Origin of the sequence: Paenibacillus polymyxa (assembly GCF_001719045.1) — a bacterium.
GTDB classification, from domain to species: Bacteria; Bacillota; Bacilli; order Paenibacillales; family Paenibacillaceae; genus Paenibacillus; species Paenibacillus polymyxa_B.
Window position 1 is genome coordinate 2300745 of record NZ_CP015423.1, and the last position, 26921, is coordinate 2327665.

At 43.0% G+C, this 26921-nt stretch carries 17 protein-coding genes; 1 reads left to right on the forward strand and 16 read right to left on the reverse strand.

Annotated elements, in window-relative coordinates:
* Positions 1-15 precede the first annotated feature (15 nt).
* The gene (locus AOU00_RS10245; protein WP_061831634.1) at positions 16-918 is read left to right on the forward strand and encodes a TetR/AcrR family transcriptional regulator; all 903 of its coding nucleotides are present in this window, start codon (positions 16-18) and stop codon (positions 916-918) included.
* Between the two features lie 129 nt (positions 919-1047).
* On the opposite strand, the gene metK is transcribed toward AOU00_RS10245, so the two are convergent.
* The 16 genes from metK to AOU00_RS10325 all read right to left on the reverse strand — a co-directional run bounded on the left by metK (position 1048) and on the right by AOU00_RS10325 (position 26911).
* Positions 1048-2250 carry a methionine adenosyltransferase gene (metK, locus tag AOU00_RS10250; RefSeq protein ID WP_013312298.1) on the reverse strand — a complete coding sequence of 401 codons (1203 nt, stop codon included), beginning with the start codon at positions 2248-2250 and terminating at the stop codon, positions 1048-1050.
* A 332-nt stretch (positions 2251-2582) separates the two neighbouring features.
* The gene (locus AOU00_RS10255) at positions 2583-2873 is read right to left on the reverse strand and encodes an alpha/beta-type small acid-soluble spore protein (RefSeq protein ID WP_061831635.1); all 291 of its coding nucleotides are present in this window, start codon (positions 2871-2873) and stop codon (positions 2583-2585) included.
* Between the two features lie 142 nt (positions 2874-3015).
* Positions 3016-3594 carry a hypothetical protein gene (locus tag AOU00_RS10260; protein WP_061831636.1) on the reverse strand — a complete coding sequence of 193 codons (579 nt, stop codon included), beginning with the start codon at positions 3592-3594 and terminating at the stop codon, positions 3016-3018.
* Between the two features lie 45 nt (positions 3595-3639).
* Entirely contained in the window at positions 3640-5178 is a 1539-nt protein-coding gene (locus AOU00_RS10265; protein WP_061831637.1) for a stalk domain-containing protein, read from the reverse strand.
* A 99-nt stretch (positions 5179-5277) separates the two neighbouring features.
* Positions 5278-7671: a copper amine oxidase N-terminal domain-containing protein gene (locus tag AOU00_RS10270; RefSeq protein WP_061831638.1), complete on the reverse strand. Its 2394-nt coding sequence runs from the start codon at positions 7669-7671 to the stop codon at positions 5278-5280.
* Positions 7672-8214: 543 nt separating this feature from the next.
* On the reverse strand, positions 8215-9561 hold the full coding sequence (locus AOU00_RS10275) for an efflux RND transporter periplasmic adaptor subunit (RefSeq protein ID WP_061831639.1): 1347 nt from the start codon (positions 9559-9561) through the stop codon (positions 8215-8217).
* 19 nt (positions 9562-9580) lie between these two features.
* Positions 9581-12718: an efflux RND transporter permease subunit gene (locus tag AOU00_RS10280; protein WP_061831640.1), complete on the reverse strand. Its 3138-nt coding sequence runs from the start codon at positions 12716-12718 to the stop codon at positions 9581-9583.
* Between the two features lie 352 nt (positions 12719-13070).
* Entirely contained in the window at positions 13071-17090 is a 4020-nt protein-coding gene (locus AOU00_RS10285; RefSeq protein ID WP_069290535.1) for an S-layer homology domain-containing protein, read from the reverse strand.
* Between the two features lie 190 nt (positions 17091-17280).
* The gene (locus AOU00_RS10290; protein ID WP_013312307.1) at positions 17281-18411 is read right to left on the reverse strand and encodes a glycosyltransferase family 4 protein; all 1131 of its coding nucleotides are present in this window, start codon (positions 18409-18411) and stop codon (positions 17281-17283) included.
* Positions 18412-18548: 137 nt separating this feature from the next.
* The gene (locus tag AOU00_RS10295) at positions 18549-19310 is read right to left on the reverse strand and encodes a WecB/TagA/CpsF family glycosyltransferase (protein WP_069292032.1); all 762 of its coding nucleotides are present in this window, start codon (positions 19308-19310) and stop codon (positions 18549-18551) included.
* An 8-nt stretch (positions 19311-19318) separates the two neighbouring features.
* The gene (gene csaB, locus AOU00_RS10300) at positions 19319-20455 is read right to left on the reverse strand and encodes a polysaccharide pyruvyl transferase CsaB (protein ID WP_061831642.1); all 1137 of its coding nucleotides are present in this window, start codon (positions 20453-20455) and stop codon (positions 19319-19321) included.
* Positions 20431-22446, reverse strand: coding sequence for a DUF5693 family protein (locus tag AOU00_RS10305; RefSeq protein WP_069290536.1), 2016 nt, complete (start codon positions 22444-22446; stop codon positions 20431-20433). The genes csaB and AOU00_RS10305 overlap by 25 nt, the downstream gene beginning before the upstream one ends.
* A gap of 259 nt (positions 22447-22705) precedes the next feature.
* On the reverse strand, positions 22706-24424 hold the full coding sequence (locus AOU00_RS10310) for a phospho-sugar mutase (protein ID WP_069290537.1): 1719 nt from the start codon (positions 24422-24424) through the stop codon (positions 22706-22708).
* 94 nt (positions 24425-24518) lie between these two features.
* Complete coding sequence (fabZ, locus tag AOU00_RS10315) at positions 24519-24968, reverse strand: 3-hydroxyacyl-ACP dehydratase FabZ (RefSeq protein WP_061831645.1); 450 nt, start codon at positions 24966-24968, stop codon at positions 24519-24521.
* Between the two features lie 892 nt (positions 24969-25860).
* Positions 25861-26073: a DNA-directed RNA polymerase subunit beta gene (locus AOU00_RS10320; RefSeq protein ID WP_061831651.1), complete on the reverse strand. Its 213-nt coding sequence runs from the start codon at positions 26071-26073 to the stop codon at positions 25861-25863.
* Between the two features lie 10 nt (positions 26074-26083).
* The gene (locus AOU00_RS10325; protein ID WP_061831646.1) at positions 26084-26911 is read right to left on the reverse strand and encodes a flagellar hook-basal body protein; all 828 of its coding nucleotides are present in this window, start codon (positions 26909-26911) and stop codon (positions 26084-26086) included.
* Between the last annotated feature and the right edge of the window lie 10 nt (positions 26912-26921).

The following is a 26921-nucleotide window of genomic DNA, read 5'->3' on the forward strand; positions in this document are numbered from 1 at the left end:
TAGGGGGAAGTATGTATGGAAAGTAAAAAAAATGATATTTTACAGGCGGCCATTCGGCTGTTCTCCAGAAAAGGCTATTATTCAACATCTGTTGAAGAAATAGCCAAAGAAAGTGGGATGGCGAAAGCATCCTTCTATAAATATTTTCAAGGAAAAGAAGAACTTCCTCTAGAAATGTGTATCATTCTGGAAAATAACATTGAACAAGACATCCGGGCTCTCTACAGTAAACCTGATCTTTCTAAGCATGATAAACTGCACGGTTTTATTGTACTTTACTTGAAAAATCTCGTTGAAAACAAAGTGTATCTCATGATGGATCTTCCTGAGCCTTCCATACTTATTTTTCAGAATGAACAACTCAATTACGCATTCGAGAATCATGAATACAAATTGTACAGATGGGTTCGCGAGTGCCTGATTGATATTTTTGGTCCGAGCATTGAAGATCATGCATGGGATATGACCTTTGTACTTAAAAGCATTGTGTTTGAATATATCCGCTTCTTTGCCGATCGGATGAATGATGAAACGATTGAACATCTAACACAGTTTATTATCTTCTTATCCAGCTCCTTGGCAACCAGCCTGAACAATGCTGATTCAGCTCCACATTTATTCTGGAGCAAGCAAGGCTGGTTACCTGAAAGTGCTCTAAGTAATCCCTTTGACCAAGGTCGTCAAATTAACAGCCTTCTCCACTCCTTGGAAGACAGTATACTGCTGTCTTCGTGGAGTTCAGAGGAGAAACAAGAGTGTCAGCAAATCTACGCTCATTTAAAGGAAGAGGCTCTGAAATCGAACCCGCAAAAAGGCCTCCTGAAAGCCCTTTTTGCGTATTTGGAGCAGTACAAGGAACTGCAAAAGGTTTGTCGTTTACTTAAAAATTTATTGGACCATGCACCGATATCCGAGTAGTCACTCAGTATTCGGTACTTCGGTGCAAATTCATACTTAACAGCGAAACACATCAAAAAAAGACTGTTCATGCAAAGCATGAAACAGTCTTTTTGGGTTATTGTTTTTATTTTGATAATATACGAGGAATTACAGCCCCGCTTGTTCTTTTAGAATTTCAGCTTTATCTACGCTCTCCCATGGTACATCCAAATCTGTACGGCCAAAGTGACCGTAGGCAGCAGTTTGCTTATAAATTGGACGACGCAGATCCAACATGCGAATGATGCCTGTTGGGCGCAGATCAAAGTTATTTCGGATCAATTCAACTAGCTTCTCATCGCTTACTTTACCCGTACCGTATGTATCGACGTTAATCGAAACAGGCGTAGCTACACCAATGGCATAAGCAAGCTGAATTTCCACTTTGTCTGCCAATCCAGCTGCCACGAGGTTTTTCGCTACATAACGAGCAGCATAAGCAGCGGAACGGTCCACTTTGGTTGGATCTTTACCGGAGAATGCTCCCCCGCCGTGACGCGCATAACCACCATACGTATCCACAATAATTTTACGGCCTGTCAGACCTGCATCTCCTTGAGGGCCACCGATAACAAAGCGTCCTGTTGGATTAATGTAATATTTGGTTTGCTCATCCAGTAATTCGGCAGGAACAACTGGCAAAATAACCTTTTCTTTGATATCTGCTTGAATTTGCTCCAAAGTAGTATCTTCCGCATGCTGCGTAGAAACCACAATAGCATCAATACGAACAGGTTTGCCATTTTCATACTCTACCGTTACTTGAGTTTTACCGTCTGGACGAAGATAATTCAGTGTTCCATCCTTACGTACTTCAGACAAACGTCGTGCAATACGGTGAGACATAGCGATAGGCAAAGGCATCAACTCAGGTGTCTCGTTCGTAGCAAAACCAAACATCAATCCTTGATCCCCAGCCCCAATGTTTTCCGTTTCTTTATCTACTTCAGCAGGATCACGGCTTTCCAAGGCAGCATTAACCCCTTGAGCAATGTCCGGCGACTGTTCATTCAAAGAAGTCAATACAGCGCAAGTATTATAGTCGAAACCGTATTTCGCACGTGTATAGCCAATTTCCTTAATCGTATTACGTACAATGGATGGAATATCCACGTATTCCGATTTGGAGCTGATTTCACCAATGACGAGAACGAGACCAGTAGCTACCGATACTTCACATGCTACCCGTGCATTAGGGTCATTAGCCAGAAAGGCGTCCAATACAGCATCGGATATCTGATCACAGATTTTATCCGGATGGCCTTCTGTTACAGACTCGGACGTGAACAAATGGCGGCCTTTTACAGACATGAATTTCAACCTCCCACAATTAAAATACATGAGGATTTATTAAAAAATCCTGACATGGCAATGGCATTATTCAGATACCTTCAAGCCAACAAATGGCGGGAGATATCTTGTTACCTTATTAATAAAAAATGAACCTTTTCCGGTAGGAAAAGGTTGCGTACAAGCCTCAAATGCCATGATATCCTATTTAAAACAAGGTGTCAATTCATGCAGCCCAATTACAACATTCGAAATTGAGGTAAGTTTACATGCAAATCAATTTTCGATTCACATGTAAATAACCCTAGTTTATACGCTACTATATAATCAAAAACCTAGAAAATTATAGCTATTTACAATGTACCAAATTCAGATAAACTACGTTCAGCAGATTGTATCAGTCGCTTAGTAATTTCACCACCAACTGAACCGTTCTGTCTTGAAGTCAAATCACGCCATGCTACATTTTGGCCCCCCGCAAACTCCCCCAATTCTGCAGCAAATTCACTGTCAGCATTGGGATGTATATGAGTATATTGAGGATTATAAACTGGTAGCCCAAACTCAGCAGCGATTTCGTACTTCAAATCATCTAACCTGGCACGGCTTTCGGGAATTAATCGTCTTTGGCCTCTTGACGCCATCGTATACACCCTCCACTAAACATATTGTCTTTCATGGGGTTAGTGTGCAGCGATTAGGTTCAATTTAGCCAAGAACAATTTGCTATCCCAAGCAGTATTTAAGAAAAAGAGCCACCGAAAGCAGCTTATATACAAAAACAGTTTACTGAACAGTGTAACCGCCTCGTACCATAACGACCAGACCAAACTTCTGACCTTCTTTTACTTGAATACCTCTTCCTTCTCTAGGAAAGGATAATAAATGATTTTTTTCGACAGTCTGATTATGGACAATTTCCGTTCCAGAAGTAATATCAATAGCACCACTGGCATCCATACTATACACAACGGCATAACCATTACGTAAAATAAACTCTGACCCTGCTTTGGCAATCAGTTTTTGACCAGGCTTTACATCAACTACCTTTAAAGCCTCTGTCTGCTCTGGTGTGGAAGTTTTCCCTGCACCAGAAGTTCCTGACGCCGATGGGTTAGAAGTAGCGTTTGTTGCTGGAGTAGTCGAACTAGTTGCTTTACTACTCGTGTTACTTGCTGGTACTCCACCTTTGATGGCCTGAGCAATTTTTTGATCAACATAGCTTTTGGTTACGACTGGATCATCAGCTGTTCCAGGTTGACCAGAACTGGAGGCTCCATTTACTGAATTGTTCATCAAAGAGCCAGCCAAAATTCCTCCTCCAAGTAAAACAGCAGCCAACGATACTTTATAGCGTGATTTCATGAAGTCCTCCTACAGCAGGTTATAGCAAGTATAGTTAAGTTTTAATTATTGTGCGCTAGCTCCAGAAGAACCCTGCATAGCCCAAGGCTTATTGAAAGCCAGCTTCAAAGTATCAATATTTGTAACTATATCTTCGGCCTGTTGCTCAGCAGTAGTGACTTTCAAATTAGCTTCATAAACCTGAAGCTCTGTAGCCAACCCAACATCAAATTGCTTCTTAGCCATATCAGCCGCACTTCTAGCACTCACCAAGCCAGCTTGAATCTGTGAATATTGACTTTCCAATGCTTTGATATTGTTATAAATTGTTCTTACAGCTTCTTCGAGTTGTCTCTTTGTGCCTTCTGTAGCATACTGAGCCTTTTCAACATTAAGTTGTTCAGCTTCATAAGGGGTATTTCCTGGAGTGCTAAAGTTATAAAGCTTCAAACTCAATTCAGCCAAATCCACTTTTTGCTCACTCAACCAAATAGCCGTGCTGCTAGTAAGTACTTGGCTTACTTTTGTCTCTACATTATCTTTAAACTCAGAATATACAGGTTTATCCTTTAATTCATAACGTTGCTCTGGTTTGTAACCAATCACTTGGTTCAAAGATACATATGCACTATCTAAATCTTTTTTTGCCTTCTCTAAAGCAGCTTGATTTTGAGTCAACTGATTAGTCGCTTGCGTGACCTCATAATCACTCGACATTTGATTATCTCTCTTGATTTGCGCAACTTTAAGTTTACGTTCAGCATCTTCAATATTCAATGCAGCCAGCTTAACAGCATTTTGCTTTTGAAGGAGCTTGTTATAGAGATCCTTCACATTATATTCAATACCTTCTTTGGTCATTTCAAGGCTCTTTTTGGTTGCCTCATAATTAAGATTCGTTTGGGCATAACCTTTGTAAGCTTTATCTTGCGCCTCATTACCTGCTTCTGCTGGAACAAAGTCAATATTTTTTCCTGTTTCTTTCATAATTTTTCCTGCCTGGTCAATATTCACTTCTCCTGTTTTCACTGAAGCACTATCAGCAATAGCCAGTTTGACTGCATCATCATAGGTCAACGAATCATTATAATAGGTATCATAAGTAACTTGAGTCACAGGAGTTGTGAGAGGCTTACTGGACAAACTGTTGGTTTGGTCGTCAGTAGTACTGCCATTAGCTTGATTGGAAATGGTCACTGTTCGTGTAGCCTGATCCCAATTTACTTTGGCGCCTAATGATTGGCTCACAAAACGTAAAGGAACGAGTACTTGACCCTTTTGAATTTGAGTTGCTGCATCGAGTTGTACAGGATTACTATTTTTATAAGCAAGCTTGGAACCAACATTCAAAGCCAATGTATCTTCATTTTTAGAAGCAGTTACTTTTTTAGCTTTGCTGTCCCAATCGACTTTCGCACCCAAGCTTTCAAAAACACCACGGAGAGGCACCAAGGTTGTATTTTGACTAACAACTGGGGACTGGGTATATTGCTGTGTTACACCGTTAATAATAACCTTTATATCACCTGGTTGAGCTCCTGCAAGACTGGCGAACGCAGAAGAAAGAACCAATGTGGACAGTACTGCCACTCCAAAACGTTTCATAATTTCTCTCCTTTGTCAATAAGACTAATAAAAGAAAAGGGCTCCAAAAGGAACCCTCTTCTCATCTAATTCAGTTAACTCAAAAGAGTTGCTCTTAAATTAGTTGTTGTTTTCAACAGTTACTGTTTTAGCAGTTGCATCATAGTTGATGGATGCATCCAGCGCTCTGCTCACCCAGAAGATAGGCAGTACAGTACGGTTTTTGTTAGTTACAGCTTTAACGTCCATACGAACCACAGAACCGTTAATAGTCAACAGGTTTGTGTTCAGTTTGATTTGAGCAACGCGGTCACCTTTAATCAGGGTAACTGTGGAAGTTGCTTTGTCAAACAGGATGTTTTGTGGGGATACACCCAAAGCTTCAGCTGCATAACGTACTGGCAAGTAAGTGCGTCCGTTTTCAGCATAAGCAGCTACATCAGAAGTTTTACTTTCGCCGTTCACAGTGTAGGAAGTGCTTCCCAGTGTGAAGACAGCTTTAGTTTTAGTAGCACCTGGAGCTGGAGTTCCAACAGTTGCGATTGCTACTTCAGCAGCTGCAGTGTTGTTGTCTTTCCAGTTTTGAGTGTTGTCAGTTGCGCCTTTGTATGCAGTGTAAGAAACTGCGCTACCTTTCAGCTTAGCAACGATGTCGCCTTGAGCTACAGTACGGTCAACAGTCAGCTTAGGAGCCGAGATTGTGATTGTACTTGGAGTAGCAGATTCGCTATCGATGTAGAAGCTCAGACGGCCTTTGTTGCTTTCGCCGTAAGTATCAGTAGATACGCTCTTCACTTTAACGTCACCAGCTGTAACTTTTACTTCTGGAGTAGAAGCAAAACGTACGCCTGTTGGCAATTCCAAGATTACTTCACGGCTACCATCTTTCTTAACGAAAGCTTCTTTAGCAGCTTCAGTGATTGTGATATCGCCAACTTGTTGATCGCCCAGACCGATTGTCAGGGTTGGTTTGGAAGCAGCAGCCAGAGTAACTGCTTGTTTCACAGTTGCAACCTTAACATTACCGCTCAAACCTTGGCTACCAGCAACTTCAACGTTCAGATCGCCAGAGAAACCTGGTTGCGTAGCAACTTCAACGTTTCTCAGTTTCAAAGTACCAGCATCAGTTGTGCTGTTAGGGTTGTTGAAAGTCAGTTTCAAAGTACGTTTGTCAGAGTCAGTGTAAGATACCTCTGCTCCACCCAATCCGTTGGTATTTTCCATAGAACCAGCGAAGCTGTTTCCTGGGTTGTTACTCTTGAAAGTTTCCTGCCAACGAGCACCTTCAGGCAGACGCAAAGTTACAGTACGTCCTTTTACAAAAGATTTAGCAACAGTTTCTTTAATTACGATATCGCCAACTTTTTGTTCGTCATGCCCAGCAAGAATAGTTGTTGGAGTAGCAACAGTAACTCCACCACCGATTTCGCCATAGTTACCAACAACAAGAGAGCTAACATCAGTTGTTGCGTTACCAGAAACGCTAACAGTAACATCGCCTTGTTTAGCATTTGTTTCATCATCTACATGGAATTTAACTGGCAATTGGAAAGAATTTTGTTTAGAGCTTTTCACAGTATCTTTCAATCTTACAGTAAGAGTATCACCATCAGATTTAGCATCAATGTCAGCAGCTTTTATATCACCAAAAAGAATTGCTGCTGTACCGGAAGCATCCCATTTAAAACCACTTGGCAATTTCAACTTGATATAGTTACTACCTGTCAAAGAACCTGCAGTTTCCTCTTTAACTTTCAATGTTGCAGTGAAGTTATCTTCACTGGAAACTGTGTCGTTTGCAGCAAGAGAAACTTGACCAGAAGAAACAACGTTTGCGATTGTAATTTCACCGCTAGTCAAACCGCTATTGGAAGCTGCATCAATAGCTGCTTTAACTGGACCGTTACTTGGACCAGCTACATTAATTCTACTAAAGTTCAAGAAGAGAGTAACATCATCTTTAATGTTATCTTGACCCGTAAAAGTGATTTTTGCGGAGTTTACGTTAACTGGTTTACCATCAGTGTCATAATTGTTGATGATTGGAGCAACTGTAATACCAGTATCTTTATTATCATCAAAATCAGCGTATACACCCAAGCCATAAGTAGCATCACTTACACTACCTGGGCCATTTTGTGTTCCAGTTACACCAGCAATTTTCGCAACATCGCTACTGTTAAAATAAAAACCTTTAGGCAAAGTAACAGTAAAAGAAGATCCATCTCTTACAGAAGCTTTGCTCACTGTAATTTTCACTCTGCTATCAAGATTTGTGAAATTTTCAGCGTTTCCACTAATAGTAGGAGTATTCACAGTTGTGAAACTAGAAGATGCATGGATAGCAGTTGGTGCAGTCAGTGCTGCGATTGGAGCTGCAACACCAGCAACCAATGTTGCTGTTGCCAGCACGTTGATCATTTTTTTATTAAACTTTGTCATAACCTTTTTTTCTCCTCCTTGAATATAACCAGAAATATTATTTTTGTCTTTTTGTCGGATCTTGTCACTCATCAGTCGTTACACCTCCTTTCCGAGCTTTATGAGAACCCTTATAAAATGATATCTGTGACAATATCACAGAAGCTTGGAATCTAGTTGAAAGAAAGCGTCCATTTATGACGTACTCCAGTATTATACAATGTGATAACAATGCAGTAAAGATTTTTTTTAGCGAATTTTGTCTTTACGCTTTTGTACCCCTTTGTTTCATACTCACCCAATTAGACGTAGCATGGGTTCAAAAAGTTGCGTCCGTTTCAAAAAAATTTTTATTTTTTTTTGATTATGTATTCCGCTTTCCACAGTCATAATTATACTATTGAACCTGTTCCTCCGTCATCCTACAACTTTTACCTTCTCAACCTTAAATGTACAAGGGTTATTTTCGTACATCTAAGTCGGTCTTTAATGGAGTATATTCGTTAAGAATTATCCATAGAATATATAAAGTACATAAAGTCTTATAGATTCCCTTGAAATCTAATACTCTAATACACTTTAAGTAGTAGGAATGACGGAGTAACAGTGATTTACGGTATATATAACCGAGACAAATTACTTCACTACATTAATCTTCGCGCCATCCGTAAGCAGACTAACGCCCTTAACGACAACATTTTGTCCTTCAGCAAGCCCCTTGGTTACCTCAACCTGTTTGGCACTTTCCTGGCCTGTCTGCACTTCTACCCGCTTAGCCACTGTTCCTTCCACTACATAAGCATACTTTTTCCCTGCCTGCTCCGTAATGGCATCCTGCGATACCAAAATGTTTTTAGGAGCTTCTGATTTCATGTATACAGTTACAACCATCCCTGATTTTAATTCGCCAGAACCATTAGGAACTGATACCTCAATAGGGTATGCCTTCAGATCATTATCCATTACCGGATTGACAGCCGATACTTTGGCCTCAATTCGCTTATTTAACGAGTCCACACCTACAGTCACAGATGAACCCACCTGCAACTTAAGAAGCTCAGATTCAGAAACGTTAACTTTTGCAATAATAGGATTGGTATTCGCTATTGTAGCAACCGCAGATTGTGCACTAACCATTTGCCCCTGTGTTCCTGTTACTACCGATATCGTGCCGGAAATTGGAGCTTTGACTACAGTATCCACCAATTGACTACGAGCTGTGTCTAAACTGGACTTAGCCTGATTGACAGAAGCACGAGCTACGTCAATGCCCGTTTTCTGTTGTGCAAGACGTAATGATTTTTGAGCATTATTATATGTTGTTTGCGCACTTTCCTTAGATGTTTGTGCATTATGAAGTGTGATCTGTGCATTCTCCACCGCAGTTACAGCCCTTCTATGCGCTATTTGAGACTGCTCTAACTCGGATTGAGAAAGAGCACCCGCACTAAACAGCTGTTGGTTGCGATTGAGCGTATTTTGAGCATCACGCACGGAACTCTGAGCATCTACCAGACTGGTCTGAGCTTGAGTGATCGTGTTGTCTTGCTGGACAAGCGCACTTTTGGCTTGATCCACGCTGGATTCTGCCTGCTGCACCGATTGCGCTGCACCTGACTCTGCCTGCTTTAAATTGGCCAGGGCAACCTGATACGACTCTTGGGATTGCTTAATCGAGTCCCGCAAGTCCTTTTGGTCTATAGTAAACAATGTGTCGCCTTTATTTACTTTTTGGCCCACTGTAAGGTTAATACTTTGAATTTTACCACTAATTTTCGGAGACACCTGAGCTGTCTCTTTGGGAGCAAAGCTTCCAATAATACCTGTTGAATCGTTAATACTACCTTTAGCCACTTTTGCTACTTGAACTGGAATGGCTTGCTGCGCCGTAGTTGGTGCGGCAGGGGCCTCTCCCCCACCGCAACCCGCTAATGCAACTGATAAAAGCAAAGTTGTAGCAATCAGAGCACTTTTTTTATTCATTATGTTTCTCCACCTCACCTTATATATGAACACTTTTTTGTAGTTTCGCTTCTTTTTTTAATTCTCTCTTCGCTTGTCTTTTTAATTTCCGATTCTTACGTTTTTGTATCATATTATCCATGATGACGTAGACTACCGGAATAAGAATCAATGTAATAACAGCTGCGAAGGATAACCCGAATACAACAACAACTGCCATCGGTGCTTGTGTTTCGTTACCCTCTCCTGTAGCGAATGCCATTGGAAGCAAAGCTAGTACAGTAGCCAGCGTGGTCATCAAAATCGGACGCAACCGCTCAGACGCTCCATGAATAATAGCTTCATCCCGATCTTGGCCGTCTTTTCGGAGCTGAATTATAAAGTCAATCATAACTATGGCATTGTTGACGACCAAACCGACGAGCATGATGTAACCCGTCAAAGCTGAAACGCTGAGACTCGCCCCGGTTACAGCTAAACCGATAAGCACACCAATTACCGTAGGTGGAACGGAAAACATAATAACAAACGGTGTGAGCAACGATTCGAACTGTCCTGCCATAACCATATAAATGAGCACGACAGATAGTAAAATAGCTATCGCCAAGTTCGTAAAGGACTCCAGCATTTGTTCATTTTGTCCACCACCCGTATCTGCACTGTAGCCTTCAGGGAAGTGAGTACTCTTCAAAAGAGCATCTATTTTTTGATTAATAGTAAGAATATCCCCTGTTCCATCAATATCAGCTGTAATCTGCACTTGACGCGTTTGGTCTTCACGAGTAACAGTATCGGGTACAGTCCGTTTATCAATACTTACTACGGAAGACAAAGGTACATCAATACCTTGCGATGTGGTAATCCGTAAGGCTTTTAGATTTGACAAATCATGGCGGTTTTGCTCTGGCAACGATATCTTCACATCAATCTGATCCTCACCTGTACGATAGCTTGTGGCGACTGATCCATTAAAAGACGTATTCACTGCTGATAAAATTTGAGTTGCTGATAAGCCATATCGACTTGCAAGTTCCCGATTAACGGTAATCTCATATTCTTCGCGAACGGCACTCAAGGTACTTTTCACATTGACCGTACCCGGTATGTTTTTTACGTCCGCAACGAGATTGTCCGAGAGTTCTCTCAGGACGTCAATATCGTCACCTTTTAAGTTAATATTAACAGCCGCTCCGCTTGAAAGACCTGTTGTAGACGCCATTGTAATCTCTGCATCCGGAATGCTATCAAATTTTTTACGAAGGCCCTCAACTACACCATCTGTTGGCTGATGTCCATCCTTCAGCGTTACGCTTAGATCCGCCGAATTAGTTGGAGCTGCCCCTGAATAACCAGAATTGCCACCAGAACCAACAGTCACTGTCATTTTATCTAGATCCGGAACTTTCAAAATTTCTTTTTCTATATCTTGAACAACCTTTTCCGTTTCTTCCAAGACCGTTCCATTAGGAAGTTTCACGTTAATTGTGAATTCCCCAGTATCAGATGCTGGGATAAATTCAGCCTTAACGAAAGAAATTAGAGATCCAGCTGCCACAAACATCAATAAAGTAATGATTAACACAGATTTTCTATGGTTAATTCCCCACTTCAATACACGGCGATACCCACCCTTAAATTTCTCAAAGCCAATATTAAACCACACAATAGGGTTAACACCCTTATAAGTACCTGAAGAATAAATGGATTCATCTGGCACGGTAGGTAGCCAACGTGAGCCCAGCATCGGCACAATCATAAGGGATACAAGCAAGGCTGCAATGTGAGAGAAAATAACGGTTAACGCCAACGGTTTAAATAGAACTCCCGCAATTCCGTCAACAAAAACAACTGGTAAAAATACTACGATCTGCGCAAGTGCAGATGCCATAACGGCATTACCCACCTGCTTGGAGCCATCAATAGCCCCTTGTAGCATGCTTTTCCCTTCATGTCGCTGTCTAAAAATATTCTCAATAATAACAACAGCAAAATCGACAAAGGATCCTAACCCCAGAAGCAAACCGCTCAGTGAAATAATATTAATGGTTTGTCCGGTGAAATACATCATCATAAACGTAGCTACGAAGGAAATTGGAATAACGATAGTAGCAATAATGGTAGAACGTATACTATTCAAAAATAATAGCAACACAATAGCTGCGATAATAAGTCCCAGTATAGCATGCTCTACTAATGAGTGTACGGAGTCGCTAATGGGTTTGGATGCATCTGTTACCATCTCCAATTGAGTTCCCGGAGGCAATTCCTTCCGTATCGAATCTAAACTATCCTTTACAGAATCGGCGATTGAAAGGGTATTCCCCCCTGTAGCTTTAGTAACAGAAATATTGATACTTGGCTTTCCGTTATAGGTAGAAATGGTTGTAACATCATCCAAGGAATCTTCAACTTTCGCGATGTCCTTTAGCTTAATGCTTCCCTTCCCTACTGGAATTGGCGTTTCACCCATTTCTGAAACAGCTTTGTATTCACCTTGAACCCGAAGTTGGATTTCTGTATTGCCTCGGTACACCGAACCAGCAGAACCCGCTACGTTATTAGACGATAGCGCTTGGCTGATTTGATCTAGCGTAATGCCATAGCTTTGAAGTTTGGCTTGATCTACGGTAATCTTCACAAGCCGAGCTTGCCCACCTGACATGTTGGCTGCAGCTACTCCCGCAATTCTTTCAAGCCGCGGCTCAATAATATCTTCAGCAATAGGCTTCAACTTGTTAATATCCTGGTCTCCTGTAAGAGAGAGCGTAATAACCGGCGTTGCGTTGAGATCCACCTTAAGGACACGTGGCGAATTAGCCGCCTTGGGAAGTGACCCTTTAACCCCATCAACTTTATCTCGCATGTCGAGGGTTGCTTGATTGATATCTACTCCCCAGTTAAATTGAATCATGACCATAGATGTTCCTTCTGAAGACTCGGACATGACTTTATCCACGTTCTCAATAGAAGCCAGACTTTTCTCAATAGGTTTAGTAACCAATTCCTCAACTTCTGTAGGCGTTGCATTTGGAATACTAGTCACCACTGCAGCGAATGGCAGCTTCATATCCGGCATTTGCTCTACAGGAAGTCTTAACGCAAAAATACCGCCCCCGATTAACAAAGCAATAATTAACATAAATACTGTTACAGGACGGCGTATTGAAAACTGAGACATCTCATCACTCCCCACTCACTTCTCTATGTAATATTTAAGCACACACATCCACTACTACGATGAAATAAGCGTAAGGTTTCAGATAAATGCGCAAAAAAAACATATAAAAAAATAATAAACACATTTTGAGATAAAAGCTTAAAAAAAAGCAATTAATTACAGACGTTTAAGCTAAATCCAAAATAAAAAACGTTGTAAGGCTAATCCAAAGTTCTTACCTCATTGATATTATGGCATAGGCCCTTAATTCCAGTCAAATAGCTGATTTATAAAAAACATCCCTCTCATGTATATGAAAGGGAATTTCCATTTCGCATGGAGGGATGTTTAATAATTTCAGGTGTTTTGTTGATTAGATTTTAGGAAGCAGCTTTTTATCAGCCATAACTTTAGCTACAATAATGGCTGCATCTCCACGTAAGGTCAGAGAAGTAGGATTAAACATATATCCTTTTTTCAGATCGCTTGCATCAACAGGTGAACCCGTAATAAAGCCTTTCTTGGCAATAGCCAATACAGATGCCTGTGCATAGTAATCAATTTTGTCCGCATCTTTAAAGGTCTTAGACAGATTCTTCATGATCTTGTCATGATCTGTTTCAAGCTTCAAATTCAATGCCTTAGCGATAATGACTGCTGCATCTTGGCGTGTGATTACATCTTCCGGCATAAAGATTCTTGGTTGCGAACCTTTGACAATACCAGCGCGTGCAGCTGTTTCAATATAACGATAATCATAGAGCGCATCTGCTGATATCGTATTTGGAATAGACACGTCGTCAAAATGCTTCGCTCCGCTGAAATTAAGCGGAATTTGCAGACCTTTGACGATCATAGACGTAAATTCGCCTCTTTTAATGTAGCTGTCAGGTCCAAAGCTATTAATTGGATCCATTGGGTTCATGACACCTTTAGCCAAAATGGCTTCGATGTAATCTCTGGCGTATTTGTGCTTAATGACATCACTATACGTTTCTCCAACTTTAGCAACTACATAGTAACCGAAACGATCAAACGGTACTTTAATGGTGTGTTTTTTCGGATCCACCACACCACCAATGTTCTGCCAGTCTTTAAGATCAGAATCAAAATAGAACACCGACATTTGTTTCCCTGCATCCTGAGCAATACTGCTATCATACGTCAGCGTCAATGTAGCACGCTTGGAAGGTACTAGCTCGTTAGATGGGTCACGCCAGTAGAAGTTTTTGATCTTGCTATTGTCATTTTGCGATTTGTTAGCCAATTGATATGGATCAGCACCATATGTCACCGGATCGTAAGCATCCGTTTTGATATCATCTGCGGTACCAGGGTCAATCCAGAATACCGGACTGGACTTGGTAAAGCGACTTGGAAAATCCCGGTTGAAATATTTACTTCCATCTGCGATCAAGCTCCGCATATCGGACAATGCTTTTTCAGTTTCAAATTCATGACGATCTACCACACCATCTTCGCTATTTGCTATCGCAAAGTACAAAGTATGGCCAGAGAAAACCTGGTTTTTGAATTGCTGTGGTTGATCGTAATCCCGGCGAATTAGACTCGTTCCCTTCGCAAAAGCAAGTGTAAGATTACCATCGAACACTTTGTGCGATGTTTTCATCGCTTCCATGTACTGCTCGCCAGGGATATTAGTAGGCACATATTTAACAGTAATAGTCTGTTTCAGTTTTTCTTTGCCTACAGTAACCACTACATCAATTTTATTATCTTTGTTGGCTTTTAGACCTGTAACGATGGCTTTGTAAGTTGATGGATAATCAATGGTGCCATCATAATCAGAGTCGAAACCCTCTTGAACTGCTGTTTCTTTACCTACCGTAACACTATCTGCATTACCTGCATTTACAACAACTTGCACAAAGTTTTGATTCACGATTCTCTTTTCAGGGAGTGGACGCAAAATATCAAAAGATGTGGATTGACCGGATACTTGCAGTCGGAAAGTAGCAAATGGTCCGCCCTTGCCGCTATTGTACAAGGTAATGTTATAAGCTACTGGTGTTCCATCTTGCGAAATAGTTTGGTTTTTCAACACAAAGCTGAAATACTTTTTATCCGGATGGTAGTACACAAGCAGGTCTTTTAAATCTTTATTTGTAAATTTATCTGTAGTAGAACCGGAATTGTATGTTGTCTTAGCATCTTCTGCTGAGAAAAACTCGTTACTCAGTGTCCAGTTGACTTCACTGTCATCCGATCCCTTAATCTCCAAAATATATTGATCTTTATTAGCAATATCACTTAACGAACCATTTACCTGATCTGCTTTACCCAAATCAGCAATACTGAAAGTACCAAATACATTGATATTTTTCAGAGATGTATTGTAGTTGGTGTCATCCACTTTGGTGAAATTAGCATCTTTTGATTTCGGAGCAATTTCGCTATATTTCGGCGTATTGCTCAAGCCGCTAACTGGTGTAAAAGGGATGATTCCTTGTGTGTTGGGAACAGGAATTACTGGAATATTCGTCTGTGTAAAGTTTACTTTTACCGTATTGCTGTACTCAATACCTGGCTTGTATACAAACTTGATTTCATTATTTCCGTTCGCCAAGGCATTGGCTGCGGCTGTCTCCGAGGAAGCAGCAAGCTTGAAGTCCGCTCCTGAACCATCCAAATCAACCAATACATTATTAATATACAGAAATACATTTCGGTTACTTCCAGTGTAATGAATATCTGCTGCGTTGCTCACATCAAGTAATTTACCTTTAAAGTTGCCCAGCTGAGTCAATTTATAGGTATTCAAGTTTGAGCTGGATGTATTCAACGGAATTTGTTGCCCATCATAAATCGTGTCGTATTTCATGAACGGACCCTGCAACAGATTCACCGTAGCTTTAATTAACTTGGTCGAATCACCATTCAGATAAAAATTCAGTACATTTTGTCCTTCTTTAGGCAAAGTGTCTACATAAGCAACAATTTTCTTCACTTGCGTTGACTTACCATTAATTGTACGAATCACATCTTGAGGCGACCCTACAGTATGAACCGTTACTCCGGAAAGCTCACTAATTGAAGAAGGTGCACCATTAACAACGATAAACTCCATACCTACGGGTACAGATGCAGCATCTGTAGTCTTGTTCTTCATAGAGCTACCTGTTAATTTCATAGCTTCATCTAGGGCAGCTGCCTGATCAGACCCGCTTCCTTTAGTTCTGTTCAACAATTGAGTATTAAAATCAGGAAGATAGTTAACATCATCAATATACGGCTGAGTGCTGCTGCGCAATGTAAATTGGACAGCCGATGGAGCTGGAGGTGTACTGCTATCCGTATAAGTTATGCCCAGGGATGCTCTGGTCAAATGATCAAGTACAGCTTCCGAAGGTACAGTCACCTGAAATGGATATACTTTATAACCATTTGATGTAACTACATTTGCAGTATCAATTGTGGCATCAACCCCAGTCGCACTACCTACAGCACTACCATTGTTACTCACATCGGTAAAACGTGCATTGATTGTGGCCACTCCTGGATCGGTTGCACCGCCTGGCACCAAAACATTACCTTTTAAAACCACACCACTTGTAGACGATACGGTAAAGTCAGGCGAAGTGGTCAAATCAGCAGAAACATTCCCATCCTTATTCAGGGTCAAATCAGAGAATTCCGGTTTACCCGTATAAATCGTAATTTCACGTGTAACTGTGAGGGCCTGAGTTCCGTTGCCCACTTTAATAGTCACTATATTTTTACCTGGACTGAGTACCACACTACCTGTTAATTTATATGCGGTATAAGAGTTAACTGTATACGTATTACTGCTTTTTGCAGACGTGAGCGTTACACTGTCAGCATTAGGAGCCGTACCTTGAATGACTACTTTCACATCATCCGTACCGCTATTGCGTGCGTCTGTCAGCACCGCTGTCTGATTCTCAAGCAACTGCTCGGTTTCACCATTCAACGTAGCAGATAGATCATAAAGCTTAGGCCCATCCTGATACTCAATGTAAATGGAGTCCTTCATATCAGCCGAATTTTGGCTACTTTGAAATGTAATCCGGTTCAAACCAGGAAACAGTTTAATGTCTGTAACTTTAAGCGTAGAGCCACTGACTGTAATTCCGCCTTTTTGACTCTCGTTCTTATTAACCACGTTAAGGTTTGTTCCATTTTTAGAGAGTTGGAATACACTATAAGATATAGTACTTCCGTTCACTCCGTTAATCGTACCGTTAACTGTAACTCGGTCAGTGTTTACCATTCTAGCCGAATCCACATCATATTTTTCACTTGGAAAAATAAAATAAGTTCCCGTCGCAGCATGAGCCGTACCTACCAGGGCCGCCGGCACCAAGCCAATGATGAGACCAACCGTCAGCAACATGGATAGCAATCGTTTCAAATCATTGTCCTCCTTTGATTCTGTCGCACCTTGGGGTACGTAATCATTCAATACTTTTTTTATCGGTAGTAAACATACAAAAAATTAGTAAATTCTCAAAAAAGGAGGGAGTTTTTTTACAGCAAACATCAAAAAAGCCTTCAAACCCGCGGTATACCGCCAAGCTTGAAGGCTTACTTTTAAATTAAAATTATAATTTCGAACGCGTTTGGGAATCTGGCTTAGCCAGCAAGCGAATCAGTGTGTTTATAACTGGGCGTTTGGTTTTGCCAACAAGACCAATAACCTCTGCACCAATCTGTAGGAAGAACATCATAATACAAATCACGACAAAGGTGACCCAGTTCGCTTCATTAAGCGCAGCAGACGATTGAATCACAGCCAATACACCGAAAAATGCCGCAATACCGTAGATAATCAACACCGTCTGTCTGTGACTGAAACCTAGTTCGCGTAAGCAGTGATGCAAATGACCTTTATCCGGAGAGAAAATCGGTTTTTTCTGCAACTTGCGACGAATGATAGCAAAGAATGTATCTGACAAAGGTACACCGATAATAATCAATGGCGTAATAAAAGATACGATAGCAATTTGCTTGAAACCAAGCATGGATAGCATGGCCAGACAGAAACCTAAAAATAATGACCCTGTATCACCCATAAATATTTTCGCAGGATGAAAGTTGAAAAATAAAAATCCGATAATACTGCCCAGCAGTACAAGACAAAGCATAGCTACCATGTAATTGCCCATCAATACCGACATCACAAAGATAGTCCCAATCGCAATTCCTGAGACACCCGCAGCCAGTCCATCCAGACCGTCAATCAAATTGATGGCATTCGTTACACCTACGATCCAGAAAATCGTAAGCGGAATGGAAATCCAGCTTTCCAAAGATGAGTATGCATCCTGAAAAGGTACATTTACAAAATCTACACGAATATCAAAAGCAAACACGACCATACACGCAACGGCAATTTGAGCCAAAAATTTCAATTTTGCATTGAGATCAAAACGATCATCGAGAGCACCAATCAGTGTAATCAGCGTGCCGCCAATCAGAAAGGCTGCGATAAAGTTAATATCCCGAGAGGACAGCATTCCGTCAGGCACAAAAGGTAACACCGCCAATAAGGACAACAGAAATGCCAAGAAAATCCCCAGTCCGCCAAGACGCGGCATAATTCGGGTATGTACTTTTCGGGCATTCGGTACATCGACGGCTCCAACCTTCACAGCGAATTTCTTGACGAGCGGTGTCAGTAACAGCGCAAGTCCCAGTGCCATGATGAACCCAATAATATAGATCAATAACATTTGATCATTCGACCCCCAATTTTAAAGCAATCCCTTTTCAGATGTAACCGCATTGAATTATACTCTGATCAAAAATAAATACCAAGCTTCATATTCTGGCAAATTAGCGGGTTTTGAAGGCAGATTCAAGCTATTTATCACACTTTTGTGACGTTTTCTTTTTCGCGCATCACTTTCGCGGCGAATTTCGGCAGCGCAAGCATTCTTTTGTATCGGCTTGGCTCTTTGAGGAGTCTATATAACCATTCAGCCCGTAGCTTTTGGAACAATTTAGGTGCGCGTTTGGTTCTGCCTGATATAACATCGAAGCTACCGCCAACCCCCATCATCACCGGTACACCCAGTTGTTCCTTATATTTACCAATCCAGGGTTCCTGTGTGTCCGCTCCACGTGCTACAAACAACAAATCGGGATTTGCTTCACGAATGGCTGCAATCACCGCTTCATCCTCTTTAGGTCCAAAAAAGCCATCACGCTTGCCACAAACCGTAATCCGGGGATAAAGCTCATGTACCCGCTTTGCGGTCGCTTGAATCACCTCAGATGTTGATCCCAGTAAATAAACCTTCCAATGATAGTTTTCTCCAGCTGCAAGTAATTCATGTAACAAGTCAAAGCCCGCTACCCGCTCAGGTACAGGATGTCCTACATAGTTTGCAGCCCAGACCACGCCAGTCCCATCTGGAACAATCAACTCTGCCTGTTTCATCACGTCCATGTACACTGGATCTTCCAATGCAGCCATGACCATAATCGGATTGGCAGTGATCACTTGATGGGGCTGGCGAGACTCCACTGCTTGAATTAATACATTTAATGTATCTTTCATATTAAGCCTTGATACCGGAACACCGAAAATCGGGACGGTAGGCACATTCGTAACCTTATCAACTGTCACTGTATCCATCATCCTTTGCGACACAAGTAATTAACGATATGCTGTGCCGGTAAGCGAGCCTCACTTTTTAACAAAGCAATGGCCGCTCCCTGGCTCTCAATCCATTGACTTCGCTGATCCAGCAACCGCATAGACTCATTAGCCAGCTTTTGTCCATCCAGTGCCTCTGTAGTGCCTACAGGCTGGCTACCGACACGGCTGAGGAAATGATCAATTTTGGGATCGTAGGATATCCCCAACGGAGGCACCTGGTGGGATGCTGCATAGATCAAGCTGTGTAATCGCATCCCGATCATCAAACTGCAACGACTGACTTCCAAAAGCATCTGTTGAGGATCGGTGACTTGATCGCACATGCTGACAAGGCTTCCCGTCCCCCTAATATCCCCCAACAAATCCATTACCATCCTTGAAGCCTGCTCGTCATCAGGCAGATGGAAAGGTAAAAAGCGTAAGTGTACACGGCGCTCAGCAGCTAATTTTTTCAAGCCGTCCGCAATAGCCGTTAAATCGCGACGCTCCTTATCCCAGTAACGTACAGATACACCAACGATCGGAAGTTTATCCTTATCCGTTTCAGTTGCTGCTTTATGCAGCTCGGAACCCGAGGGCAATGGAAGCCCCATTACCGGATCAGGAACAACTTCGACAACCGGGTTCTTTAGTTTCATAGTACCCAGTAGTGCGGCAGACTGCTCATCTCTTACAGAAACATATTCACAGCGCTGAAACACAGAACGGATCATAGGATAAAATATCTTCCGTTGTACCGGACCAATGCCCTGAGCATATACAAACGTCGGTTTTCCAGCCCATTGGGCCAGTTTCAGAATCGCCAGATAATACGGAATACTTTTAGGGCTTGTTGCATCCTGGAGCAAACTCCCGCCGCCACTTATTAGCCCATCGCTGTTTTTAATCGCTCTACGAACTTCCCCCAGACTCATCCGTGGTACAGCTTCTACTCCGTACATTTTCTGTGTCCAAGCGGGGTCAGAAGACAGAACAACAGGCTTGATTGTAATCCCCGCCTGACGACTCTCCTCCTCTAAAGCTGTCAAAATCGACTTAAGCACCGCCTCATCTCCACTATTGTTAAAGCCGTAATAACCCGAGATGATTATCGTTTGAGCTGTGGTGACCATTTCTTCCAACACCCTTCCAGCACTTGCCACACGACAATTGCGATGATTCCCAGCACCAGGCCCAAGCCCAATCCTAACAGCCCGCGACTAAGCGACAATGCCGCTGGAGAGTGAATGTGAGCAAAGGTATCCACCATAGAGGCTTGACCAATAGCAGCTATAATCAGCAAATAGATTGCTTTGCGATATTTCAAAGCCAGGAATGCCCCTGCAATAAACAGTGGGTGAGCCATCAAAAATTCCTTATTGCGCGGACGTACACCAAACGCATTTTCAAGGAAGTTCCGGAAGACCAACTCCGTGTTCGACACCGTACCCGCATTTCCGGTACGAGTCAAATAGTAATAACCTGCGGCTGCGATAACAGCCAGTGCGATAACCCACAATACAGTAATCGGCGTACGTAGCAGCTTGGAAATTTCCTCCCGTATAGAAACGCCACGATAAAAGAAAATATATATCGCTGCCAAGAAGATCGGCAGAATGTGAAGCAAGCTTACACCTCTAAATTGATTCAGCACAAGGCTGTAGGCAATACTGTTCAACAGCGCAATAACGAAAGGCACCGCAGCCAGCGACAAAATCGCCGTCTGCACGTACAGTATAAACGTTTGAATCAAACGCTGACCTACAGAAAGTTCAGCACCCTGTTCACGTTTAATTCTAATCGTACGCACAGCGATGATCATTGCAACCGTAGGTCCGCTAATCGCTGCGAGTAGGGCCAGGCCTTGCTCCATCAAGCTAGAGTTCAAAACATAAAGTCCTGCTGAACCTGCCAAGCCAAGTGCAAATGCCAGCAAAGTCAATGCCGGGACGAAATAGGACACCATAATGGAGAAGAATGCCAGTGCACCTAGTAAGACAATCATTTTCAGATAGCGCTGAATGGACGAATCGACGACTTGGAACGGTTCAGCCTGTCCGAGTTCAAACCCCTTTTTCTCCATCCGTTGTACAGCGTTACCCGGCTTGTCCAAGCTGTGGATTAGGTTATCTACCGAATCCTTCACCTTGGCTTCAGCAATACTACGGCTAGGCGCGGTATTCAGATACAACATGCGAATATTACGGTCCTTGGTGGCCAATGCAAAACGATCGGCCAACGTTTCAACATCGAGCGTTGAATCTTTATCGCTCAATGAGTATAAACGCACAACGTTATAGTGGATATCGTAAGCGAGCTTATTGAAGCCTGCTTGCGGTTTTTTTAAGTTTTCGATAGCAGCTAGGCCAATATCGTATTTGTTCAGCAATTTAGCAAATGCCGCTAAGCTATGCTCTTTCTCGTTATCGGTGAAGCCTTTGACTGAATCACCTTCAAACAAAATGCGTTTTACACCATTTTGCTGAAAGGAAGCAAGCATCTCTTCCGTCAACTCCTGGTTGTAAGGAAGACTGTCGCTCATCCGTGGAACAATAAAAAATCCTTTGCTCCGAAGCTGCTTCATCGCAATCGGGTCAGGCTGCATGGGCTTGAGATACGCATCCTCTGGAGATGTTTCCACAACTAACCCTTCCTGTCCCTGATAAGTCCAAGGTTTTACATTGATGTCCAGGCTTGTAAACGTACGTAAAATTAACGGCTTTAATGCCTCGGCATTTTCTTTATCAGCGAAAACAATATACGTAAAATTCTCATTTGCAGGTGAAAGCCGTTTTTCCATATCGGCAACGTTCTGAGTTGTATAGGTTACGACGCGACCCGCTTTACGGAAATCATCCAACGTACTTTCATACATCGCCATGCTGTTCACACCCGCTTGCTGTAAGCGGTCAAGTTGCTCATTCAGATAGTCCTGCGGGTGAGCCTGATACGAGGCTGCCTCTGTCAAATCCCGATAATCGAATACAATCTCTACTTTTTTACTCGAGGATTCTGTCTTCACACGATCGGCGATGACTGGAATGGAAGCCAGCAAGCCGACAGCCACCAAAATCCATAACCATTTTCGAGAAGTCGTATTCCAATACTGCCATTTCTGATACACCAAAGAACCTCCTTAATATTCGGGATTTTGCAAAATTCAATGCTGCCCACCTCGCCATACTCAGCCTTTTGGTAGGTCACTCATTGAATTTTGCAAAATCCTCCGTTGCCGGAATAAGCCTATTTTCCCAAAGCCTCTTCCAGGTTATTCTGCAATACAGAAATGACCTCCACGGCGTACTGCCCTTTGCCGTGAGAGGTCACCGATTACTATATCTTATCCAATTACCTTAACCTATTCTATTATAAAGGGATTTTTCTCAAGCGTCTACGCGAGCCATAACAGCATCGACCAGATGGCTGATTCTTTGCTCCGCGTCTGCCAGCGAGGAACCGCGTACCGCAAAGTATACTTTGATTTTCGGCTCTGTGCCCGAAGGGCGCAGGCAAAACCACGAACCGTCCTCCAGTAAGAATTTGAGTACATTTTCCTGTGGAAGTCCGTCCAGACCTTGTGAGTAGTCCAGTACCTTGTCTACCTTCACGCCTGCAATCTCTTGAGGCGCGTTGTTACGCCAATCGGTCATTTTGCCCTGAATTTGTGCCACTCCATCCTTACCCTTAAGGGTACGAGACTCCAGCTTCTCAAGGAAGTAACCAAACTGCTCGTACAGCTCTTGTAAAACATCATAGAGCGTCTTACCTTGGGTGCTGTAATAAGCAGCAGCTTCAGCGATCAGCATAGCCGCCAAGACAGCATCCTTATCGCGAGCATAATTCCCTGCCAAATAACCATAGCTCTCTTCATAGCCAAACAGGTAGGTGTACTCGCCAGTTTGGTCAAATTGGTTCATTTTCTCGCCAATATACTTGAAGCCAGTTAGCGTGTTAAACACGGTTGCTCCAAAATGTTCGGCAATGACTGCACCCATTTCGCTGGTTACGATGGTTTTGATAACAGCCCCATTATTCGGAAGCTTGCCTGTTTCTTTCAGTTGATTCAACAAGTAGTAAACCATGATCGCGCCAGACTGATTACCGGACAATACCACATATTCGCCATCACGGTTTTTCACAACTGCACCCATACGGTCAGCATCAGGGTCTGTTCCAATCAACAGATCTGCACCAATTTTCTCACCCAGCGCAATTGCCAGCTTAAACGCATCACGTTCTTCTGGGTTTGGCGACTTGACAGTCGAAAATTCAGCATCTGGCAACTCTTGCTCAGGCACAATATGCACCTGTTCAAAACCGATTTTCTCCAGCACACGACGAACCGGTACATTTCCAGTGCCATGGAGAGGTGTAAACACAACTTTGAAGTTTTTGCCTGGTCCGGCTGCAATCAGCTCACGGTTCACACTCACACTGGCTACCGTATCTACAAACGCTTCATCTTCATCTTCTCCAAGCCAAACCAACAATCCCTGTGCCTCTGCTTCCTCACGTGTCAGACTGCGAATGTCGGCAAACGAAGGAACCTCGCGGATATAACCAATTACCTGTTCAGCCTGATCTGGAACAAGCTGACCCCCTTCATCGTTGTATACCTTGTATCCATTATACTCAGGAGGATTGTGACTCGCTGTCACAACAATCCCTCCACTGGCTCCCAAATGACGTACACTAAACGAAAGCTGTGGCGTTGGACGCAAGGAAGGGAACAACTTAGCCACGATACCATTGCCCGCCAGCACCAAAGCTGCATCCAGAGCAAATTCTGGTGAAAAATGACGCGAATCATGTGCAATAACAACCGAAGGCTTGCCTTCTTTACCAGCATGCTGTTCTAAAATATAGCGAGCCAGCCCTTGAGTCGCCCGTCCAATGACGTAACGGTTCATCCGGTTACTTCCTGCCCCGATCACTCCACGCAGACCGCCTGTACCAAATTCCAACTCTTTGTAAAAGCGATCCTCCAGTTCCTGCTCGTTGCCTTCCAATGCGCGCAACTCCTGTTTGGTCTCTTCATCAATATAAGGGTCTTGCAGCCAGCTCTCAATGCCTTCTAGTGCTTTTTTACTCAACTGCGTCATACGGAATTTCCCCTCTCCATTTTTGGGTTGTCAAAACAGGATTTCTATGTACACATGCACTCGGTTCAGACGTCGTGCTTATGTCGGCAGAGCTTTATTTATGGGGAGGGTCAGATAAAGCAAACATAATTTCGCCCTCAGCTACTACCGTATCGCCTACTTTAGCCGTAGCTTTCCCTTTGCCAAATGCGCCTTTGGAACGAGTGATTTCCACTTCAAGCGTCAGTGTATCCCCAGGAACCACCTGCCCACGGAAACGGAAACCATCCAACCCTGCCAAGAACCCGATTTTGCCACGATTGCTCTCTAAGTGCAGTAATGCGACAGCCCCAACTTGAGCCAGTGCTTCGGTGATCAACACACCAGGCATAACAGGATACCCCGGAAAATGTCCAATGAAATGAGGCTCATTCATCGTTACATTTTTAATGCCTACTGCTCTTTTCCCTTCCTCCAGCTCAATAATACGATCCACCAATAAAAAAGGCGCTCGATGTGGGATAATCTCCTGAATTTGATTAACATCCAATTGCAATTTGTCCATTTACCTTAATAACTCCTCCCGCTTGCAGGTTTGACTCTGTATCAGTCATGAGTTACTGCAAGCATAATATTACCCCGCTTACGCTGCATAAAAACAGCTCATAACGGCAACAATGTTAGATATCCTTCACCTACTGCAGAAGTGGAGGTTGAGATAAGGGGCTTTTTCCGCCGGTTATGCAACCTGAGGCGCGAAGAAGCCCTTTTGCCCGTGCTTGGTTTTACCCCGCAGTGTTATAAACTTCCCCATCATTATACAGTTAACAGATGCAAAAAGAAAATTACGCGGAAGTACCATATTGGGTGCTCCGATTATGGGGTGAAGCGGAGATTCAATTGAGCAAAGGGGGAGGGGCTGCACGATTTATTTGATCTTCCGATCGCTGTTGCCCCTAAATTTTCTCATTTTATAAAACCTGCAAGGTTAAAATTTAGGGGCAAAGGCGAACGCTATCGCTTCTCCAGATTCAAATAAATCCCTCCGCCGAGTTACTTTTGGCTCAAAAGGAAGCCTCGCTTCAATAATACTCGCTTGCCGTGAAGGGCAGAGAAAACCGAAGGCCTCTGTGATGGCCTTCATTGGCCACAATCCATGCGTGCTACGCTGGAGGCCCCTCCCTTAAAAGCATAACAAAACCCTGCGCCACTGGCACAGGGTTTTGTTATATACTACCCGCACAAATTGCTGGTGGTTTATTTTAATAAAAGTGGCCCTGATGGCGGGTAGCAGCGGAGCGAAGGATTTGAATCTGGAGAAGCGCGAGCGTTCGCCTTTGCAACGGGATTTTTACATCTGAATAATTTATAAAATAAGAAAATCCCGCTGCAACAGCGATCGTAAGATCAAATCATTCGCGGAGCGACTTTTCCCGCCCCCACTCATTTAAAGTAAACTAAGGCGCAAATATAAGATCAATGACATGCTGCCAGGTTTTCCACTCGAACACGCCTGACAACCCTTGCTTACCTACAATTACATATCCTGCAATTAAGCCGCCTAACAGCGATAACAAGAGCAGCAACGGAACTATGAAATAACGAGCAGTACGCCAGCGGGACTTCGTCTTTTCAGGCACCGGACGGGAATCAGATTGTTCTTCTTTCATCACCAAATCCTTAAGCCCTCAGATTGTTGGCCAGGTTCATCATCGTATCGCTAGAAGTTAGTGCCCGTGCCGCCATTTGATACATCCGCTGAACTTGCATCATATCCGTCATTTCGCCCGCTAAATCCACATTAGATTCCTCAAGATAACCGGAACGCACAGATACGTCCGCTGGAACAGCACCTGCCACACCTGCTGCTCCGAATACATTTGCCTCTGTTACACCATTCAACAACACGAATAGGTTATCATCCCGCTGTTCCAGTCCCTCTGGACGCTGTACATCCATTAGCTTGATTCTCTGACCAACCGTCGGATTCCCAATTCCATTAGCACGAATCAGCAATTCGCCATCCGAGTTAATAGCCACCTTGGAACCCGCTGGAGCAGTCACAGGAACATCATTGTTATCCAGCACGGAGTAACCTTCAGCAGTGGTCAACATCATCGTCGCACTATCATTTGGATCAGGAACAAAATGAAAGCTACCGTCACGGGTCCAAGCTTTTTGCCCATTCCCCTGGACTTCAAACATGGCATTACCTTGAATCGCCAGATCGGTAGGAAGTCCCGTCTCCTTGAGCGGACCTTGCTCCATATTTTTCATGATTGCGGCCGTTTTAACTCCGTAGCCCAAATTATAGCCGAGCGGCATGGCTCGTCCATTTTGGAGATACGTTGAAGGCTGTTGCTGCACATTGGCCAATACATCTTCAAAGGAACCCTGTTTACTCTTATAACCAACTGTATTGATATTAGCAATATTATCGGCAATTAAATCCAAACGCTGCTGCACACTGGCCATAGATACCATTGCGCCAATCATGGAGTTGTTCATCACTTACCCC

What these genes read in the sequence shown, in the direction of transcription:
- AOU00_RS10245 (WP_061831634.1), top strand. Translation starts at nt 16, where the DNA reads ATGGAAAGTAAAAAAAATGATATTTTACAGGCGGCCATTCGGCTGTTC.
- metK (WP_013312298.1), bottom strand. Translation starts at nt 2,250, where the DNA reads ATGTCTGTAAAAGGCCGCCATTTGTTCACGTCCGAGTCTGTAACAGAA.
- AOU00_RS10255 (WP_061831635.1), bottom strand. Translation starts at nt 2,873, where the DNA reads ATGGCGTCAAGAGGCCAAAGACGATTAATTCCCGAAAGCCGTGCCAGG.
- AOU00_RS10260 (WP_061831636.1), bottom strand. Translation starts at nt 3,594, where the DNA reads ATGAAATCACGCTATAAAGTATCGTTGGCTGCTGTTTTACTTGGAGGA.
- AOU00_RS10265 (WP_061831637.1), bottom strand. Translation starts at nt 5,178, where the DNA reads ATGAAACGTTTTGGAGTGGCAGTACTGTCCACATTGGTTCTTTCTTCT.
- AOU00_RS10270 (WP_061831638.1), bottom strand. Translation starts at nt 7,671, where the DNA reads ATGAGTGACAAGATCCGACAAAAAGACAAAAATAATATTTCTGGTTAT.
- AOU00_RS10275 (WP_061831639.1), bottom strand. Translation starts at nt 9,561, where the DNA reads ATGAATAAAAAAAGTGCTCTGATTGCTACAACTTTGCTTTTATCAGTT.
- AOU00_RS10280 (WP_061831640.1), bottom strand. Translation starts at nt 12,718, where the DNA reads ATGTCTCAGTTTTCAATACGCCGTCCTGTAACAGTATTTATGTTAATT.
- AOU00_RS10290 (WP_013312307.1), bottom strand. Translation starts at nt 18,411, where the DNA reads ATGTTATTGATCTATATTATTGGGTTCATCATGGCACTGGGACTTGCG.
- csaB (WP_061831642.1), bottom strand. Translation starts at nt 20,455, where the DNA reads ATGGTCACCACAGCTCAAACGATAATCATCTCGGGTTATTACGGCTTT.
- AOU00_RS10310 (WP_069290537.1), bottom strand. Translation starts at nt 24,424, where the DNA reads ATGACGCAGTTGAGTAAAAAAGCACTAGAAGGCATTGAGAGCTGGCTG.
- fabZ (WP_061831645.1), bottom strand. Translation starts at nt 24,968, where the DNA reads ATGGACAAATTGCAATTGGATGTTAATCAAATTCAGGAGATTATCCCA.
- AOU00_RS10320 (WP_061831651.1), bottom strand. Translation starts at nt 26,073, where the DNA reads ATGAAAGAAGAACAATCTGATTCCCGTCCGGTGCCTGAAAAGACGAAG.
- AOU00_RS10325 (WP_061831646.1), bottom strand. Translation starts at nt 26,911, where the DNA reads ATGAACAACTCCATGATTGGCGCAATGGTATCTATGGCCAGTGTGCAG.